15 protein-coding genes are annotated in these 16679 nt (G+C 53.7%); 14 read left to right on the forward strand and 1 reads right to left on the reverse strand.

The window, feature by feature from the left end:
- Positions 1 to 21 precede the first annotated feature (21 nt).
- From O4H49_RS01925 to ppdK, 14 genes are all read left to right on the forward strand, one after another.
- Complete coding sequence (locus O4H49_RS01925; RefSeq protein WP_269421718.1) at positions 22 to 1023, forward strand: UDP-glucuronic acid decarboxylase family protein; 1002 nt, start codon at positions 22 to 24, stop codon at positions 1021 to 1023.
- Positions 1016 to 2008 (forward strand): UDP-glucose 4-epimerase GalE, encoded by a 993-nt coding sequence (galE, locus tag O4H49_RS01930; RefSeq protein WP_269421719.1) that lies wholly within the window; start codon positions 1016 to 1018, stop codon positions 2006 to 2008. The genes O4H49_RS01925 and galE overlap by 8 nt, the downstream gene beginning before the upstream one ends.
- 31 nt (positions 2009 to 2039) lie before the next feature.
- A complete protein-coding gene (locus O4H49_RS01935; protein ID WP_269421720.1) occupies positions 2040 to 3017 on the forward strand; it encodes a glycosyltransferase family 2 protein in 978 nt (325 codons plus the stop codon).
- Positions 3014 to 4360, forward strand: coding sequence for an ATP-grasp domain-containing protein (locus O4H49_RS01940; protein ID WP_269421721.1), 1347 nt, complete (start codon positions 3014 to 3016; stop codon positions 4358 to 4360). Before O4H49_RS01935 ends, O4H49_RS01940 begins: the two co-directional genes overlap by 4 nt.
- Before the next feature lie 3 nt (positions 4361 to 4363).
- The gene (locus O4H49_RS01945; RefSeq protein WP_269421722.1) at positions 4364 to 5086 is read left to right on the forward strand and encodes a hypothetical protein; all 723 of its coding nucleotides are present in this window, start codon (positions 4364 to 4366) and stop codon (positions 5084 to 5086) included.
- Positions 5083 to 6234 carry a GNAT family N-acetyltransferase gene (locus O4H49_RS01950; RefSeq protein WP_269421723.1) on the forward strand — a complete coding sequence of 384 codons (1152 nt, stop codon included), beginning with the start codon at positions 5083 to 5085 and terminating at the stop codon, positions 6232 to 6234. Before O4H49_RS01945 ends, O4H49_RS01950 begins: the two co-directional genes overlap by 4 nt.
- Complete coding sequence (locus O4H49_RS01955) at positions 6231 to 7502, forward strand: hypothetical protein (RefSeq protein WP_269421724.1); 1272 nt, start codon at positions 6231 to 6233, stop codon at positions 7500 to 7502. The genes O4H49_RS01950 and O4H49_RS01955 overlap by 4 nt, the downstream gene beginning before the upstream one ends.
- A gap of 68 nt (positions 7503 to 7570) precedes the next feature.
- Positions 7571 to 7804 (forward strand): DUF2007 domain-containing protein, encoded by a 234-nt coding sequence (locus tag O4H49_RS01960; protein WP_269421725.1) that lies wholly within the window; start codon positions 7571 to 7573, stop codon positions 7802 to 7804.
- The gene (locus tag O4H49_RS01965; RefSeq protein WP_269421726.1) at positions 7801 to 8541 is read left to right on the forward strand and encodes a tRNA1(Val) (adenine(37)-N6)-methyltransferase; all 741 of its coding nucleotides are present in this window, start codon (positions 7801 to 7803) and stop codon (positions 8539 to 8541) included. The genes O4H49_RS01960 and O4H49_RS01965 overlap by 4 nt, the downstream gene beginning before the upstream one ends.
- Positions 8542 to 8650: 109 nt before the next feature.
- The gene (locus O4H49_RS01970) at positions 8651 to 9523 is read left to right on the forward strand and encodes a S49 family peptidase (RefSeq protein WP_269421727.1); all 873 of its coding nucleotides are present in this window, start codon (positions 8651 to 8653) and stop codon (positions 9521 to 9523) included.
- Between the two features lie 83 nt (positions 9524 to 9606).
- A complete protein-coding gene (locus O4H49_RS01975; protein ID WP_269421728.1) occupies positions 9607 to 9855 on the forward strand; it encodes a hypothetical protein in 249 nt (82 codons plus the stop codon).
- Positions 9856 to 9963: 108 nt separating this feature from the next.
- Entirely contained in the window at positions 9964 to 10923 is a 960-nt protein-coding gene (locus tag O4H49_RS01980; RefSeq protein WP_269421729.1) for a glycine--tRNA ligase subunit alpha, read from the forward strand.
- A 3-nt stretch (positions 10924 to 10926) separates the two neighbouring features.
- A complete protein-coding gene (gene glyS / locus O4H49_RS01985) occupies positions 10927 to 13008 on the forward strand; it encodes a glycine--tRNA ligase subunit beta (RefSeq protein ID WP_269421730.1) in 2082 nt (693 codons plus the stop codon).
- Between the two features lie 8 nt (positions 13009 to 13016).
- The gene (gene ppdK, locus O4H49_RS01990) at positions 13017 to 15677 is read left to right on the forward strand and encodes a pyruvate, phosphate dikinase (RefSeq protein ID WP_269421731.1); all 2661 of its coding nucleotides are present in this window, start codon (positions 13017 to 13019) and stop codon (positions 15675 to 15677) included.
- A 90-nt stretch (positions 15678 to 15767) separates the two neighbouring features.
- Here ppdK and O4H49_RS01995 read toward each other — a convergent pair whose 3' ends face one another.
- Positions 15768 to 16655 (reverse strand): DMT family transporter, encoded by an 888-nt coding sequence (locus O4H49_RS01995; RefSeq protein ID WP_269421732.1) that lies wholly within the window; start codon positions 16653 to 16655, stop codon positions 15768 to 15770.
- Positions 16656 to 16679: the final 24 nt, after the last annotated feature.

The following is a 16679-nucleotide window of genomic DNA, read 5'->3' on the forward strand; positions in this document are numbered from 1 at the left end:
CAGGCAGGGAGTTTGAATAACGTGACGAGAACAACCACGCCAGTATTGGTGACGGGGGGAGCGGGCTTTATCGGCTCTCATCTCTGCGAAGCATTAATTGCCCGAGGTGAGTATGTGCTTTGTGTCGATAACCTGATGACCGGAAGTCTGGATAATCTTGTGGATTTCATGCGACATCCGAGATTTGAATTTCGCCGACACGATATTACCGAGCCACTCGCCCTGGAGGTCAGTGCAATCTATAATCTGGCTTGTCCGGCATCACCTGTCGATTATCAACGCGATCCGGTGCATACGCTGAAAACCTGTGTCCAAGGTGCTCTGAATATGCTCGAGTTGGCGCGGAATTGTAATGTGCCGATCCTGCAGGCCTCGACCAGCGAAGTATATGGAGATCCATTACAACATCCTCAGGTGGAGAGCTATTGGGGGAATGTGAACCCTATTGGACCACGCTCTTGTTATGACGAGGGTAAGCGTTGTGCGGAGACGCTGTTTTACGATTATCACCGGATGTATGGTGTTGATACCAGGGTGATCCGTATTTTCAACACCTATGGCCCCCGGATGCAGGTCGGCGATGGCAGGGTCGTATCCAATTTTATTGTCAGTGCACTGAAAGATATGCCTTTGACCATTTACGGAGATGGACAGCAAACCCGATCTTTCTGTTATGTGGATGATCTGGTTCGTCTTATTATTGCCTGTATGGATAACGAGAACAGGCATGGGGCGCCCATCAATGCGGGTAATCCGGAAGAGTACACAATGCTTGAACTGGCTGATCTGGTTCGTGAACTGGTCGGGGGTAACTCTTCGCTGACCCACCTTGCCTTGCCTGAAGATGACCCCAAAAAACGTAAACCGGATATTGAACAAGCCCGGGTGGTGCTGGATTGGGAGCCGGAGGTTTCTGTGCGTGACGGTCTGGCCCGAACCCGAGATTATTTCCGTACTGTTCTGGCGCGGAAGCCGTCGAAAGAAGAGAGCTTGCCAGAGATAAGAGAGTTTGCCCATGCCTGACCTTCTACCTGTACTGGTTACCGGTGGTGCCGGATATGTCGGCAGTCATGTGTGCAAGCTGCTCCACCAGAACGGATTTTTGCCAATTACCTATGACGACTTGAGCACGGGGCACAAAAAGGCTGTTCGATGGGGCCCTTTTATCAAGGGGGACATTGCAGATGGGGCAAAGCTCGACGAGGTGTTTGAGGAGTATCAGCCTTTGGCGGTCCTGCATTTTGCAGCGAAAGCCTATATCGGTGAGTCGATGCTTATGCCGGCGGAGTATTACAGAATAAACGTGGCGGGAACGCTTTCGTTGCTTGAGGCAATGCGGCGGGCCAGAATCATGAAAATGGTTTTTTCCAGCAGCTGTGCGACCTATGGCATCCCCGCACGGCAACCGATTACTGAAGAAGAAATCCAGGCGCCGATTAACCCTTATGGCCAGACCAAACTGACTGTCGAGAAGATGCTGCAGGATTATGCCGTTGCCTATCAGTTTTCTTCGGCAATCTTGCGTTATTTCAATGCCGCAGGTGCCGACCCTGACGGGGAAATCGGTGAGGATCACGATCCGGAACCGCACCTGATCCCAAACGTTCTGAAGGCGCTGTCAGGGGGGGAGCCATTGGTTATCCATGGGGCAGATTATCCAACAACTGACGGAACCTGTGTCCGGGATTACATTCACGTCAACGATCTCGCGACAGCACATGTAGCGGCTCTCAGATCCTTGCTTGAAGGGGAGCCCTCATTTGCCTGTAATCTAGGCACGGGACGGGGTATTTCGGTTCTTGAAATCATGACTGCTGTTGAAAAGATCACAGGAAAATCTGTGCCGCACAGCTTTGGTCCTCGCCGTCCTGGAGATCCTGCAGAGTTGGTCGCTTTGACAGCAAAAGCACACGATCTGCTTGGATGGAAACCTTTACATAGTGATCTCGAAACCATCATTCAAACGGCCTGGCAATGGCATCAATACCAACTGGCCAACCAGTCCTAATGACGACTGACATTCAAAGGGTAGAAATACCATGAAGATTTCTGCAATTGTTCCTTGTTACAACGAGGAAGAAAACCTCGACGCTGCTTATGAGGCATTCACTCAGGCTTTGTCGCCCTATGAGGATTACGAGATCATCTTTACCGATGACGGCAGCACAGATCGCTCGCTGGAGATCATCAAGTCTTTTGCTGCCAGGGACAACCGTGTCAAATATATCGCTTTCTCCCGCAATTTTGGCAACTGTGCGGCGTTTCGGATAGGCTATCGCTATGCGGTGCATGACTGGTGTATTCAGTATGACTGCGATCTGCAGTCACCGCCTGAAGAGTCCTACAAACTGATTGAAAAAGCGCAGGAAGGCTATGATGTTGTCTTTGGTATTCGCCGGGATCGTGACGATCCGCTGTACCGGGTCTGGGGCACAAAGATCCAGCAGTTTATCGCTGGAACTCTGTTTGGCATCGAAGTTCCCGTTGGGGCGTCGGTCTTTCGGGTTATGCGAACAGCCGTTGCCCGGGATGTGATCAACTATCCGGCACGCGCCCAGTATTTTATCGTGACCGTGCCTAAAGTCACCCATAACTATATTTCTGTTGAAACCGATCATCACGCCCGCAGGGCCGGAGAGTCCAAATGGACGCTCTACAAAATGTTCCAGCACAGTTTTGATCTGTTCCTTGGCTTCTCGACCATGCCGCTGACGGCCCTGTGGCTTCTGGCCGGGATTGCTGTTTTTACGGCCATGGTTGGCGGTTTTATCGGCAGTGAAGCTGTGGCCTACGCCGGAGCGGCTATCGCTGTGGGGAACCTGTTCGGGCTGGCGATTATGGGGGAATATATTAAACGCCCCTTCAGTAGCAATTTGCCCTACAAACAGGTCTATGTCCGGGAAAGCAATATCCCGGCCTGTCAGACTGATTTTAACACCCGCGACTTGCTGCAATATGGCATGCCGGCACCTGTTTCTACCCCGACCCTGGTTGCCTCGGGCGAGGGCAAGCGATGATGGAAACTGACATTCTTGAGCGGCCCATAAATGGTCAGGACGGGGGGCAAGGGGATCTGCTTGCTTCTGCTTTTTCATCTGAACAAGTAAAGGCGGGACATGCGGCAGGGAAAACGATCCTGATCCTGGGGGCGAGCCCGGATCAGTTGCCGCTTTATCAGGCGGCGAAAGCTGCTGGGGCTTATGTTATCGGTGCCGATGCCAATCCGAACTCCATGGCACGACCGCTTGCGGACAGGTTTCTGTTGCTGAAAAGCAGATCAGCTGAAGATATCATTATCCAGCTCGATGGACAGGCACTGGACGGTGTTGCATCGCCGGGAAATGATTCCTTTCATCAGACAATTTATGACTTGTGCCGACATTACGGCCTTCCCAATCCCCCCAGTTTTTCTGCGGTAGCTGCATCTTGTGACAAAGGTTTCTTTTCGTCCCAGGCACAGGAAATGGGTATTTTTGCTCCGACACATTGCGAGTCAAAAGATCCGGAGGTGTTGAAGGCTTTTGCACAAGCGCGCGCCTTGCCACTGATCGTCAAACCTGCTGACTCCTCAGGCAGCAAGGGTTTGAGCTTTCTCCAGGATCTGGATCAGTTTCAGGCGACTTTTGACAAGGCGTCATCGACGTCTCCCACAGGACTGGTCATTATCGAAGACTATGTGACAGGTGACCAGTTCGGGGTAGAAGCCTTTCGACTTGATGGGCGCTGTGTGTTGACAGCCGTAAGTCAACGTGGACATACCGGGCCGCCTGATTTTCTGGTGACTCGACACAGTGTTGGCTTTCCTTTACCCGGGGTGCTTGAAGCTGATCTGGTTCCAGCGATTGATCGCATAGCCGATGCGTTGGATATTACAAATGGTCCCTTGAATTTTGATCTTATTCTGGCTCCGGATGGACGTATTTGTTTCATTGAGATGGGGGCTCGTTTGTCCGGAAACGGGTTCCCGGCACTGGTAAGAGAGACTTATGGAGTTGATACTCAGGACTGGGTGTTGCGCTTGGCTTTGGGCATCGATATTGCGCCGCCTGAACAGTTTCTCCGGCCCAAGGCATATGGAATTCAGCAAATCCTGACAGCAAAGAAGTCGGGATGGCTGGATGGAGTATCTGGTCTGGAAACATTGCGCGAGCACCCTGCTTACAAACAGGATACTCTTTTTGTGAAGTCGGGGGACCAAGTCCAGCAGTTCAAGCGAACGATCGATCGTCTGGGAGTGGTCTTGTTGGCACATGAAGATATGTCTTTGGTCAACGAGGCGTTATCTCGTCTTGAAACCACTGTTACTTTCGTCATTGGTGACGATAACCTTTCCCCAAATTTATCCGGAAATCAGGAGTAATAAATGTCGCGCTCTACCAAGTGGTCAATTTTCTTTGGCCTTTGTGCTCTGATTCTGGGGGGCTATGCAATTCTGTTCCTGCCATCTGAGCGGGAAGTGAAAAGTCTGGGGATTTTCCTGTTCAAGTTAACGCCTTTCTCACTTGCTGCGTTGGCAATAGCCCTGTTTGATCCGGACTTATTTCGTCGGTTCCGGTTAACCGTACCCCTGTCATATCTTTGCTTTGCGGTGTTTTTCTTTTTCTACGTGCCGAAAATGTTTTTCGATGTGGCCTTCAGGGAAGCGGAGAACCTTTATTATATGACGCTTTTGATTGTGCCCTGTCTGATTCTGGCTTTCGCCCTGATCCATCGTATGGGCGGCGGGTCAACGGGGATGGTACTCCGCATTGCATTTGGGATGCTGGTGCTGATGCTTTCGGGGATTGAAGACCTTGCGTTTCTGACGATCAACCCGCACGAAGTCGGTTCCAAGTACAACCCTATACCGGAAGTCTGGGGCTGGGCATCACACATGAAAGTCCGGCTTGGTCATTTCCCCAGCAAATATGAGGCTTTTGCTTTTATTGGCGTACACGTTGTTCTGGCACTGGTGATTGCCTTCTATCACTTCCGCTGGCTTCACCCTTTGGGACGATATTTCGGAGTTCAGGAGCTACAAGGGGGCAATTCTGATTCCGGTGTGGCTGGTTCCAAATCTTCAGGAGAGGTTTCGGCTGCTTCATGAGCATTCACCGCATAGTGGTGCTTGAAGACCCGGCGGCGGTTTCAGCCGCCGACTGGGATACTGTTGCCGGGAATAGTCTGATGTCCAGCTACCGCTGGCAATCTTTCTGGGCGGCAGCCCAGGCGCCAAGCCTGCCAAGGAGCCGGACAGCAATTGTTGCGGTTTATGAAGGCAACCAGCTTGTCGGGCATTGTGGCGCTTATCGTTATCCCTATCCGCTTCCTTTTAAACAGGCATGGCAACGGCGAACGGCGCGTTCCCTTATGTGGCCGATTAACCCTGTGAACTTTCACAAGCCGCCTCAGGTTCATCCTGCGGCAGATCCAGATCAGGTTATTCCGTTGTTGCTTCAGGGAATTGATCAGCTTCGTTTGAAGTGGTTGGCTCCGGCAGCCCGGCTGGTCATGCTTGACCAAAGGCGCGATGCCCGACTGCTCGGGCATTTACAGAAGAAAGGTTATATGATTGCGCCGGGTATCACAGATACTCAACTGGATATTGTCTGGCCCAATTTTCAGGATTACCTCGGGCAGGCTCTGCAGGGGCGACATCGAAATTATCTGGCGCGATGTTATCGCAAGGCGATTGAAGCCGGAGCCGCGCTCAAGGTGATTGAAAGGCCTTCAGCCTTCCAGGATCAGATTATAACTTTGCTGCGCAATGTAGCCGCACGGAACCGCAGCGAGACACTATATGATGAGAGTTTTCTCATGGCTGCTGAACAGTATCTCCTGCGGGATGATATTGTGGTTATCGGTGCGTGGCTAAAGGGACAGTTGGTGGCCTGTACAATCAACTTCCGCGATGGAGAGAGCCTGATCCAGAAATCTCTGGGGATGGATTACGCTTTGGCACAATCCCTCAATCTGTACCGATTGATTATGGCTGAAGGCATCAAATATGCGATTGAAGCCGGGTTGAGCAGTATTCGCTGTGGCTTTAGCCAGTACGATATCAAGGGGCGCCTGGGGTTCGATCAGGTTGCTACCCTTTCCGCCATCAAGGCTGCCCCACCGATACTGTCCCGACTTTTTACCTATCGTTCCGGGGCAATGCAGGTGGACAACACAACAGCAAACAGCTCACCTGATACTTTGGTCGATAGCTCTGGAAATAGCCAGCCGGGCAAGGCGGGGACTTCCCTGTGACCGTATTGTCCAACAAGTTCCATTTACTGCGCAATCTGGTTTTCCTGACTGGATCAATGGTCCTCTTGCGAGTCCTGTCCGCGACAACAACTATCGTATTGACCCATTGGCTGGTGGTTGAGGACTATGGTCGTTTTTCTTATGGGCAATCACTTGCCTTGTTGTTGATGTTCGGCGTTTCTGTTGGTTTGCCAACCTATATTGTCAAGGAACTGGCCGGGAAAAACGAGACAGCAGGGGCACTGCTGAAAGCATGTCTGAGGCTGATCACGGGACTCGCACTTGTGGAGTGGCTGGTTCTTGCCGGTATTTTTCTGACGGGGGTCTTGCCGGATGGTCTGGCTGGAACTGTGTTGCCCATGGCTGTCGGAGGCGCGGCTCTGGCCGGGAATATGATTTTTCAGGGTTTCTTTCGGGCCTTTGACCGTTTTGCCTTACAGTCCGCCTTACTGGTTTTGCAAGGTGTAGCGATGCTGGTGATCCTGTTGTCTGCTGCCCGGGCGTTTAATTCTTCCGAAGCAGTGGCCTGGGCTTTTGCCGGAACCGCAGGTGGCATTTTTCTACTCCATGGTTTTTTTGCTTTTCGTCTGACCGGTGGTGCACGCCAGAGTAATCCCGAGGTCTTGGTGCTTTTGAAAAGAACACTGCCGTTTGGAATGATCGACTGGATCATGGCCGGATATCCGCTGGTGGTCGGCACGGGTTTACTCTTTAGTGCTGGCGAGGCCGAAGTAGGCGTTTTTTATGCCGGCTTCGCGGTCTTCAGCGCTGTCGCGATTACGGCACTGGTTCTGGATCAGGTCTTCGTCCGGGAAATCATGCGTTCAGGTGCAACTCAGCAAACACGAATAACTTTACTCTATATCCTGGCGGCACTGGCGGCGGGTCTTGTTGTCGGAGGTGTGTTGTTCCTGTCGTCGGGGCTTCTTGCCTCGTTGTTTTTTGGTGGCGAGCAGCCTGAGCTGGTCATGGTTTTGAAAATGTTGTCGCTGGCAGTAGCCTTTCGGTTTGTCAGCCTTGCGTCCAGCAGTATCGAACGTCTTAATGGCGCGCAGAACAAGGTATTGTTTTTCCATACCTGCGGGTTGTTCTTGTTGATCCTTTGCATTCCCTTTGCCCTACAGTGGGGACTGCTGGGTGGTACGGCATCTGTGGTGGTACTTGAAGGCTGCCTAGCCATTCTTTTCCTGTTACGCAGGAGAAAGCTCTTTCGGGTTTTTCCCCAAGGTGAAAAACGACTGACAGAAGAAGGCGTTCGTCGCTTGTGATTTTTCTGGCAAGCCGTTAGGTTTTCGGGACTGTACCAGTTCTTCAACAGTTCTCCGGGCTCAAGCGTGTGATTGAAATCTATCGAACCAATGATATTGTCAAACTTTCCTGGTTACAGGCCCTTATGTCTGATGCGGGGATCGACTGTCTGGTGCTGGATCAGCATGCCTCGATCATGGATGGGTCAATAGGTGCGGTGCAACGCCGGCTTGTCGTGAGCGAGGATGACGCAATCCGGGCGACGCGGGTGTTGACCGATGCGGGAGAGCTCAGTGCTGAAGAGGCGAGGTCCCGGTTATGACTGCCTTGTCAGAGGACGAATTTATCGGCGGCGCGGTTCGTGTGCTGCAACCGGTCAAAGGCTATCGTGCGGGCATTGATGCGGTGCTGCTGGCGGCAACTGTTGCGGCAAAGGCAGGGGACGAAATTCTTGACCTTGGCTGTGGTGTCGGTACGGCGGGGCTCTGTCTGATGGGGCGACTTCCCGATGTCAGGGTGACCGGGCTCGAGCTGCAGTCGGTACTGTATGATATTGCGCTTAAGAACCGGGAGCTTAACCAATTTGAGGATCGCTGGTCACTGGTACAGGGCGATTTGCTGCAGCTGCCTGCCGATCTGCCGCTGGGCTCGTTTGACCAGGTCATCTGTAATCCCCCTTTTATGCCAAAAGGCCGTTCCAACGCCTCGCCGGACCCGATCAAGCTTCTGGCGAACCACGAAGGTGAGGCCCTGCTGCGAGACTGGATTCTGGCGGCTTTGAAGCTGGTGAAGCACAAGGGCGCTGTAACGATTGTTCACCGGGCTGACCGACTGGATGAGATTCTCTCGGTTTTCCGCGAGAAAAAAGCAGGGGCCGTGCAGGTTTTTCCTCTCTGGCCCTATGCGGGGCAGGCGGCAAAGCGGGTGGTGGTTCGGGCGCGACGCTCGGTCTCGGGGCCCCTGTCGATCTGTGCGGGCCAGGTTCTGCATAAAGATGATGGCTCTTACAGTGATGTTATTGACGGGGCTTTAAGAAAAGGCCTTGCACTTCCATTTTAGGGAAACCTGCCCATTTTAAGGAAACTTGCCCTTGAGGTACTGGTTCCCGGTTGTGGGATCCATGCTCTGCGGGTAAAACAACGGTGAAACAATCAAGCCAAGGCGTGTCATGAAGTTCAAAAAGCTGCTCAGAAAACTTCCGATCAAGCATTTCCGCAATCCTCCTGCCAAGGTTGCTGTCGTTGCACTTAATGGCGTGATCGGCGGGGGAAGCCCCTTGCGTCCGGGCTTGTCATTGGCAACAGTCGAGGATCAGCTGGAATCTGCTTTCAAAATTGACGGTATCAAAGCTGTTGCCCTGACGATAAACTCCCCCGGCGGTTCTCCGGTCCAGTCTGATCTGATCGGGCGTCGCATTCGCGATCTGGCGGACAAGCACGAGGTGAAAGTCTATGCCTTCTGTGAAGATGTCGCGGCTTCTGGCGGATACTGGCTGGCCTGTGCTGCTGATGAAATCTATGCGATGGAGTCATCGGTCATCGGGTCGATCGGGGTGATTTCTGCCGGATTTGGTTTTCCCGAGCTGATCAAGAAACACGGTATCGAGCGCCGGGTACGCACAGCTGGGGATCTTAAATCAACTCTCGATCCTTTTGAGGCGGAAAAACCGGCTGATGTGAAACGTCTGGAAAAAATCCTGACCGAAATCCACGAAAACTTTATGGAGTGGGTGCGCGAGCGCCGGATGACCAAGCTCAAGGGCGAGGAAAAAGAGCTTTTCTCCGGCCTGTTCTGGACCGGTAAAACCGCAAAAGAACACGGCCTGATTGACGGGCTTGGTTCCCTGCATCAGATCATGCGGTTCGAGTATGGCGACAAGGTCAAGCTGATCAAGGTGGAAGGCAAACGCAGTTGGTTAAAAGGCAAGCTGGGACTTGATGCTGCGGTTAGCGGATTATCGGGGTTGAACTCTGGTGATATTGCCAGCGGCCTGCTGTCCAGCGTCGAAGAGCGGGCGCACTGGAATCGATTTGGTCTCTAGTACGCAAGAGTGCTGGATTACACGAAATTAATATGGATACCCTGCCAGACATCAGTCGGTGTCGCCGGGAAAAGTGAGGGATAATGTTCGGAATACCGTCACTGGGAAAATTATTGGTGCTGGGGATTGTTATTGCCGGTGTCTATCTGGTGTTCAAAACCATTGGACGGCGGGGTCAAAGTCCAACCTCCGGTAGCGGCGGGAATGGTAAAAACAGACAAGCCAGCCAAAAGAATCAGGACATTAGCGGTTCACTGGATATGGTTCAGTGTCCGGCCTGTCAGGCCTATATTCCCGCAAAGAGCAAATGCTCCTGTGGAGGAGCGGGTTAGAAACGACAAAAAATCTTCGGATTCCGCCATGGTGCCTGTTGATTCCTTCTGCGGGTCACTATAAGTTCAATCAAATTTTCGCACTGCAGCAAAATGACAGAAAACAATATGTCCCAGCCTGGTGTAACAAAGCCCAAGGTCATTGTTGACCCTGAAAAGTGCTTTCAAAGACTCGTTCTCAAACTCCAGGACTACTGGGCCCGGCAGGGTTGTGTAATTCTTCAGCCCTATGACATGGAAGTCGGCGCCGGAACATTTCATCCGGCGACAACCCTTCGTTCTCTTGGCCCCCAGACATGGCGCGCGGCCTATGTGCAGCCAAGCCGCCGTCCTGCTGATGGTCGCTATGGGGAAAATCCGAACCGCCTGCAACACTATTATCAGTTCCAGGTCATCATGAAGCCGTCGCCTGCCAATTCGCAGGAACTCTATCTCGGTTCTCTGGATGCCATCGGCATCGACCCGACCAAGCACGATCTGCGCTTTGTCGAGGATGACTGGGAAAGCCCGACACTGGGTGCCTGGGGGCTGGGCTGGGAAGTCTGGTGTGACGGTATGGAAGTCAGCCAGTTCACCTATTTCCAGCAGGTCGGCGGAATTGACTGTGATCCTGTGCCGCTGGAGCTGACCTATGGTCTGGAACGTCTGTTCATGTATGTACAGGGCGTGGAGAATGTCTACGATCTTGACTGGGATGGTGTTCCGGCTGAAGAAGGCGGCAAGACCTATGGTGATGTGTTCCATCAGGCTGAAGTAGAGTTCTCGACCTATAACTTCGAGGTTGCTTCGACAGAAGAGCTGTTCCAGCACTTCAAGGATGCCGAGGCTGAATGTGCCCGTATCCTGAAATTTGGTGAGGCCAATGCCGAGAAAAACGGTCAGGCCAAAGGAAATCTTTTGCCCTTGCCCGCTTATGACCAGTGCATGAAAGCCAGCCACCTTTTCAACCTGCTTGATGCCCGGGGTGTTATCTCGGTAACCGAGCGACAGGCCTATATAGGTCGCGTGCGCGAGTTGGCAAAAGCCTGTTGTGAAGCCTGGTATAAAACCCAGATGGAAGGGGTTTAGGTCATGTCTGAATTTCTGCTCGAACTTCATTCCGAGGAAATCCCGGCCCGTATGCAGGCAAAGGCCGCTGATGATCTCAAAAAACTGATTACGGATCGCCTGAAAGAGGCAGGTCTGGTCTTCACCGATGCCCGGGCATTTGTCACACCGCGTCGTCTGGCGCTGGTGGTGGACGGCTTGCCTGCGCGGCAGCCCGATGTCAGCGAAGAGAAAAAAGGCCCCAAAGTCGGTGCCCCGGAAAAGGCGCTGGTAGGTTTTATGCGGGCCAACAATCTGTCATCGATTGATCAGGCCGAGGTCCGTGAAACCCCCAAGGGGGATTTCTATTTCCTGATGAACCAGATCAAGGGCCGGGCAACTGCCGAGGTTCTTTCCGATGTTGTTGTTGAAACACTGAAGGCTTTCCCCTGGCCCAAGTCGATGAAATGGTCCCGCAACAGCTTCCGCTGGGTGCGCCCCCTGCATTCGATTTTGGCGATCTTTAATGGTGAAACCCTGAGCGGATCATTCGATTTTGGTGCCCAGGAGCTGACGTTTGGCAATAAAACCCGCGGTCATCGTTTTCTGGCACCGGACTGGTTCGAGGTTGAAAACCTCGATGACTACCTGCACAAGCTGCGGCTGGCCAAGGTGCTGGTCGATGCTGACGAACGCCGCAAGCTGATCGCGGAACAGGCGGGGAAACTTTGCGTTGCCGAAGGACTGGTGCTCAAGGATGATCAGGGACTGTTGAACGAGGTCGCCGGACTGGTTGAATGGCCTGTTGTGCTGATGGGCAAGATCCTTGATCGCTTTATGTCGGTGCCACACGAGGTTCTTTCGACCTCGATGAAAGAACACCAGAAGTATTTCTCGGTTCTGGACAAAGATGGCAAGCTTGCCAACCGCTTTGTCTTTGCCGCCAACACCGAAGCGGTTGATGGGGGCGAAACCATCATTGCCGGAAACGAGCGGGTGCTGGCTTCACGTCTGTCCGATGCTGAATTTTTCTGGGAACAGGATAAAAAACACCGCCTCGACAGCCGTGTAGATGCTTTGAAATCCATCGTGTTCCAGGCCAAACTGGGCACTGTTGCTGACAAGATTGGTCGTGTCCGGGTTCTGGCAGGCAGTCTGGCAAACCAGATCGGTTGTGACACGACACTGGCCCAGCGCGCTGCCGAGCTGGCCAAGGCCGATCTTAATACCGGGATGGTCGGGGAGTTCCCCGAACTTCAGGGTGTTATGGGGCGCTATTACGCGCTGCATGACGGCGAGAATTCTGACGTGGCCGAAGCCATTGCCGATCACTATTCTCCGCTTGGTCCCTCTGATCGTTGCCCCTCTGCCCCGACGTCTGTTGCTGTCGCGCTGGCGGACAAGCTGGACACACTCGTCGGGTTTTTCGGTATCAATGAACTGCCAACCGGATCGAAAGACCCCTTTGCCCTGCGTCGTGCGGCTTTGGGTGTGATCCGTCTGATTACAGAAAACAATCTGCGTGTTTCCCTGACACAGGCGTTGAAAGACAGCTATGCCGCTTATAGCGGACAGCTGACCGAGGCTGAAGCTCTTACGGTTGATGGCCTGATGGCCTTCTTTGCCGACCGTCTCAAGGTGGCATTGAAAGACCAGGGGGTGCGCCACGATCTGGTGACGGCTGTGTTCGAGCTGGGCAACGAAGATGATCTGGTACGGTTGCTGGCGCGGGTTTCTGCGCTGGCGGAACTGCTGGATACAGATGACGGTGTCAATTTGCTGGCCGCGTATCGCCGGGCGATGAACATCGTGCGTATCGAAGAGAAAAAAGACAAAACGGCTTACGACGGATCCGTCGATGCCGCATTGCTGCAGCAGCCAGAAGAAAAGGCGTTGCATGAGGCTTTGGAAAAAGCGTCAGGAGAGGCGAAAACGGCCCTCGCAAGTGAAGGTTTCAAAGTGGCGATGTCGGCCCTGGCCGGGCTTCGTCCTCCTATGGACGCGTTTTTCGACAAGGTGACGGTCAATGATGATGATCCCGCCTTGCGTAAAAACCGTCTCGGCCTGCTTTCCCGGGTTGGCGTGATTCTGGGGCAGGTTGCAGATTTCTCACGAATAGAAGGATAGATGAGAAAATGACCAAATGGGTCTACAGTTTCGGTAGTGGCAAGGCTGACGGCAAAGCCGACATGAAGGAACTCCTCGGCGGCAAGGGGGCGAACCTTGCCGAGATGTCATCTCTGGGGTTGCCTGTCCCCCCCGGATTTACAATCTCCACCGAAGTCTGTACGGCCTATTATGACAATGACCGGAACTATCCTGCCGATCTTGCCGGTCAGGTTGATGAAGCGGTCGCGCAGATTGAAGAAATCGTCGGCATGCGCTTTGGCGATACCGCAAATCCGCTGCTGGTTTCTGTCCGTTCCGGTGCCCGGGCTTCCATGCCGGGGATGATGGATACGGTGCTCAATCTTGGTCTCAATGACGAAACGGTTGCCGGACTGGCCAAGGTCTCTGGCGATGAGCGCTTTGCCTTTGACAGCTATCGCCGCTTTATCCAGATGTACAGTGATGTGGTGCTGGAAGTCGATCATCATTTCTTTGAAGAAATCCTGGAGCTGCACAAGGAAGACAATGGTCTGATTCTTGATACCGAACTTTCCGCCGATGACTGGAAAGGCGTGATCGAGCAGTACAAGAAAATTGTTCAGGAAGAATACGGACAGCCATTTCCGCAGGACCCGCGGGAGCAGCTCTGGGGCGCAGTATCTGCTGTGTTCGGTTCCTGGATGAACGCCCGGGCGACGACCTATCGCAAGCTGAACAATATTCCCGCGGCCTGGGGCACGGCGGTTAACGTTCAGGCCATGGTCTTTGGCAATATGGGCGATGACTGTGCCACAGGTGTTGCCTTTACCCGTAACCCTTCGACCGGGGAAAACCTGTTCTATGGTGAATACCTGATCAACGCCCAGGGCGAAGATGTGGTTGCCGGTATCCGTACCCCGCAGAACCTGACCATCCAGGGCAAGGAAGAACAGAGTTCTGACCTGCCAGCCATGGAAGAGGTCATGCCCGAAGTGTTCAAACAGCTCGACGATGTGCGCCATATTCTGGAACAGCACTATCGCGATATGCAGGACATTGAATTTACGGTCCAGTCGGGCAAGCTCTTTATGCTGCAGACCCGTGCAGGCAAGCGCACAACAGCGGCTGCCTTGCAGATTGCGGTTGATATGGTCGCCGAAGGCCTGATCAGCGAAAGCGAAGCCGTCATGCGGGTAGAGCCTGCGGCGCTGGACCAGCTGCTGCATCCGACGCTTGATCCAAAAGCCGAACGCAATGTCATCGGTCGTGGCCTGCCGGCATCACCGGGTGCAGCTTCGGGACAGATCGTCTTTTCTGCTGATGAAGCCGAGAAAATGGCCCATGCGGGCAAAAGCGTGATCCTTTGCCGGATCGAGACCTCGCCGGAAGATATCCATGGCATGCACGCTGCCAAGGGTATTCTGACGTCACGTGGTGGCATGACCTCTCATGCGGCGGTGGTTGCCCGTGGGATGGGACGTCCTTGCGTTTCGGGTGCGGGTGAACTGCGCATCGATTATAAAAACGGCACCATTATCGTGCGTGGCCAGGTGTTGAAGGCCGGGGATATCCTGACCATTGACGGCAGCACCGGTGAGGTGATGATCGGTGAGATCCCGACGATCCAGCCGGAAATGTCGGGGAACTTTGGCAAGCTGATGGAATGGGCGGATGCCATCCGTACCATGAAAGTCCGCACCAACGCCGAAACACCAAACGACTGCCGGACCGCCCGCAGCTTTGGTGCTGAAGGTATTGGCCTGTGCCGGACAGAGCACATGTTCTTTGATGCCGACCGCATTGTCGCTGTGCGCGAGATGATCCTGTCTGACAGCGAAGAAGACCGCCGCAAGGCTTTGGCCAAGATCCTGCCGATGCAGCGTGACGACTTTGTCGAGATCTTCAAGATCATGGCGGGTCTGCCAGTGACCATTCGTTTGCTTGATCCGCCTTTGCACGAATTCCTGCCGCACGGCGAAGCCGAGATGCAGGAAGTGGCCGATGCGGCGGGTGTGCCGATTGAGAAGCTTCATGCCCGCGCGGCCAAGATGTCTGAATCCAACCCGATGTTGGGACACCGTGGTTGTCGTCTCGGAATTTCCTATCCGGAGATCTATGAGATGCAGGCCCGCGCAATTTTCGAAGCAACCGCCCGTGTTGCCAAGGAAGAAGGCCAGACAGTGCGTCCTGAAGTCATGATCCCGCTGGTGGGCATGAAGAAGGAACTGGAAATTCTCAAGGCGCTGGTTGACCGGGTTGCCAAGGAAGTCATGGCAGCCGAAGGGGTCGAGATGACCTATCTGGTCGGCACCATGATCGAGCTGCCTCGTGCCGCTCTGCGCGCGGGTGACATTGCGGAAGAAGCCGAATTCTTCAGCTTTGGCACCAACGATCTGACCCAGACAACCTTTGGTCTGTCACGCGATGACGCCGGGAACTTCCTTGGTGCTTACGAACAGCGTGGCATTATCGAGCAAGACCCCTTTATCTCGCTTGATCAGGAAGGTGTCGGGGAACTGGTTGAAATCGCGGTTGAACGTGGACGCAAGACCCGCAGTGACCTCAAACTGGGTATCTGTGGCGAACACGGCGGCGACCCCGCCTCGATCCACTTCTGTCAGCGCACGGGCCTGGATTATGTTTCCTGTTCGCCGTTCCGCGTGCCGATTGCCCGTCTGGCAGCCGCACAGGCCGCGATCAAGAACTAATCTGGTTCGAAGACAGTCTGATCTGTCCAAAGATCAATAAAGAAAGGGTGGCTTCGGCCACCCTTTCTGCTTTCTGAATGAGGTTGGCGTTCAGGAGCTGACGCGTTTCCTTGCCGCAATTGCGACGCCCACGGCTGCGACAGCCATGCCGATCCAGGCAACAGGGGGCATTTCCTCACCCAGCAGCAGCCAACCGAACAGGGCTGCGAGGGGAGGAACCAGAAACATCAGCGATGATACCCGCGAGACTTCCCCGGCACGGATCATGGCCAGGAGCAGGCTGATGGCGAGAATGGAATTGCCAATAGCCAGATAAGCAAGGGCTGCTAGAAATTCCCCGTTCCACTGGACCTGCATGGTTTCAAAGAAAAAGGCAATGGGGAAAACGACAGAGAAACCAGCTGCATATTGCACAAGGTTGGCTACAATAGGATGGGCTGTACCACCAAAACGTTTTTCATAGAGCACACCGCTGGTGATGCCCAGCAGGCCCATAACGCTGAAACCAACCCCGATGATTGTCGGTGGTTCGATATCTGAACGGGCGATGATAACAATCAAAACGCCGACGAGTCCGAGCAACAGTCCCAGCCAGCGCTTCCAGCTGACTTTTTCCCTGGCCAGTGCCGGTGCCAGAATAGCGACGAGTATGGGCTGTAATGACATGAATATTGCCAGTACTCCGGCTGAGACACCGGTTCTGAAAGCCCACCAGCAAAATCCGAAATATACGGCCTGAACCAGAACCCCGACCACAACCAGATGCAACCAGTCGGCCTTCCGCTTGGGCAGTGCAGGTTTAAAGTACAGGTAAAAGGGGACAAGCAATATCACCACAGCTGAAAAGCGCAGGGAGAGCAGTGTCATCGGCTCTGCATATTGAAGGCCAACCTTGGCCACGCCGTAACCTCCGGCCCAGAGCAGAGTAAAGATGACAGGGGCCAGTGTTAACCACACTGGTTTGCTCGTTTGATTCATAACAGATTGATCCGGGGAAAAATA

This window comes from Kiloniella laminariae, assembly GCF_027214005.1.
Lineage (GTDB): Bacteria > Pseudomonadota > Alphaproteobacteria > Kiloniellales > Kiloniellaceae > Kiloniella > Kiloniella laminariae_A.

Coding starts and splice junctions, on each gene's coding strand:
- galE (WP_269421719.1), top strand. CDS start 1,016: ATGCCTGACCTTCTACCTGTACTGGTTACCGGTGGTGCCGGATATGTC.
- O4H49_RS01935 (WP_269421720.1), top strand. CDS start 2,040: ATGAAGATTTCTGCAATTGTTCCTTGTTACAACGAGGAAGAAAACCTC.
- O4H49_RS01940 (WP_269421721.1), top strand. CDS start 3,014: ATGATGGAAACTGACATTCTTGAGCGGCCCATAAATGGTCAGGACGGG.
- O4H49_RS01945 (WP_269421722.1), top strand. CDS start 4,364: ATGTCGCGCTCTACCAAGTGGTCAATTTTCTTTGGCCTTTGTGCTCTG.
- O4H49_RS01950 (WP_269421723.1), top strand. CDS start 5,083: ATGAGCATTCACCGCATAGTGGTGCTTGAAGACCCGGCGGCGGTTTCA.
- O4H49_RS01965 (WP_269421726.1), top strand. CDS start 7,801: ATGACTGCCTTGTCAGAGGACGAATTTATCGGCGGCGCGGTTCGTGTG.
- O4H49_RS01970 (WP_269421727.1), top strand. CDS start 8,651: ATGAAGTTCAAAAAGCTGCTCAGAAAACTTCCGATCAAGCATTTCCGC.
- O4H49_RS01975 (WP_269421728.1), top strand. CDS start 9,607: ATGTTCGGAATACCGTCACTGGGAAAATTATTGGTGCTGGGGATTGTT.
- O4H49_RS01980 (WP_269421729.1), top strand. CDS start 9,964: ATGTCCCAGCCTGGTGTAACAAAGCCCAAGGTCATTGTTGACCCTGAA.
- glyS (WP_269421730.1), top strand. CDS start 10,927: ATGTCTGAATTTCTGCTCGAACTTCATTCCGAGGAAATCCCGGCCCGT.
- ppdK (WP_269421731.1), top strand. CDS start 13,017: ATGACCAAATGGGTCTACAGTTTCGGTAGTGGCAAGGCTGACGGCAAA.
- O4H49_RS01995 (WP_269421732.1), bottom strand. CDS start 16,655: ATGAATCAAACGAGCAAACCAGTGTGGTTAACACTGGCCCCTGTCATC.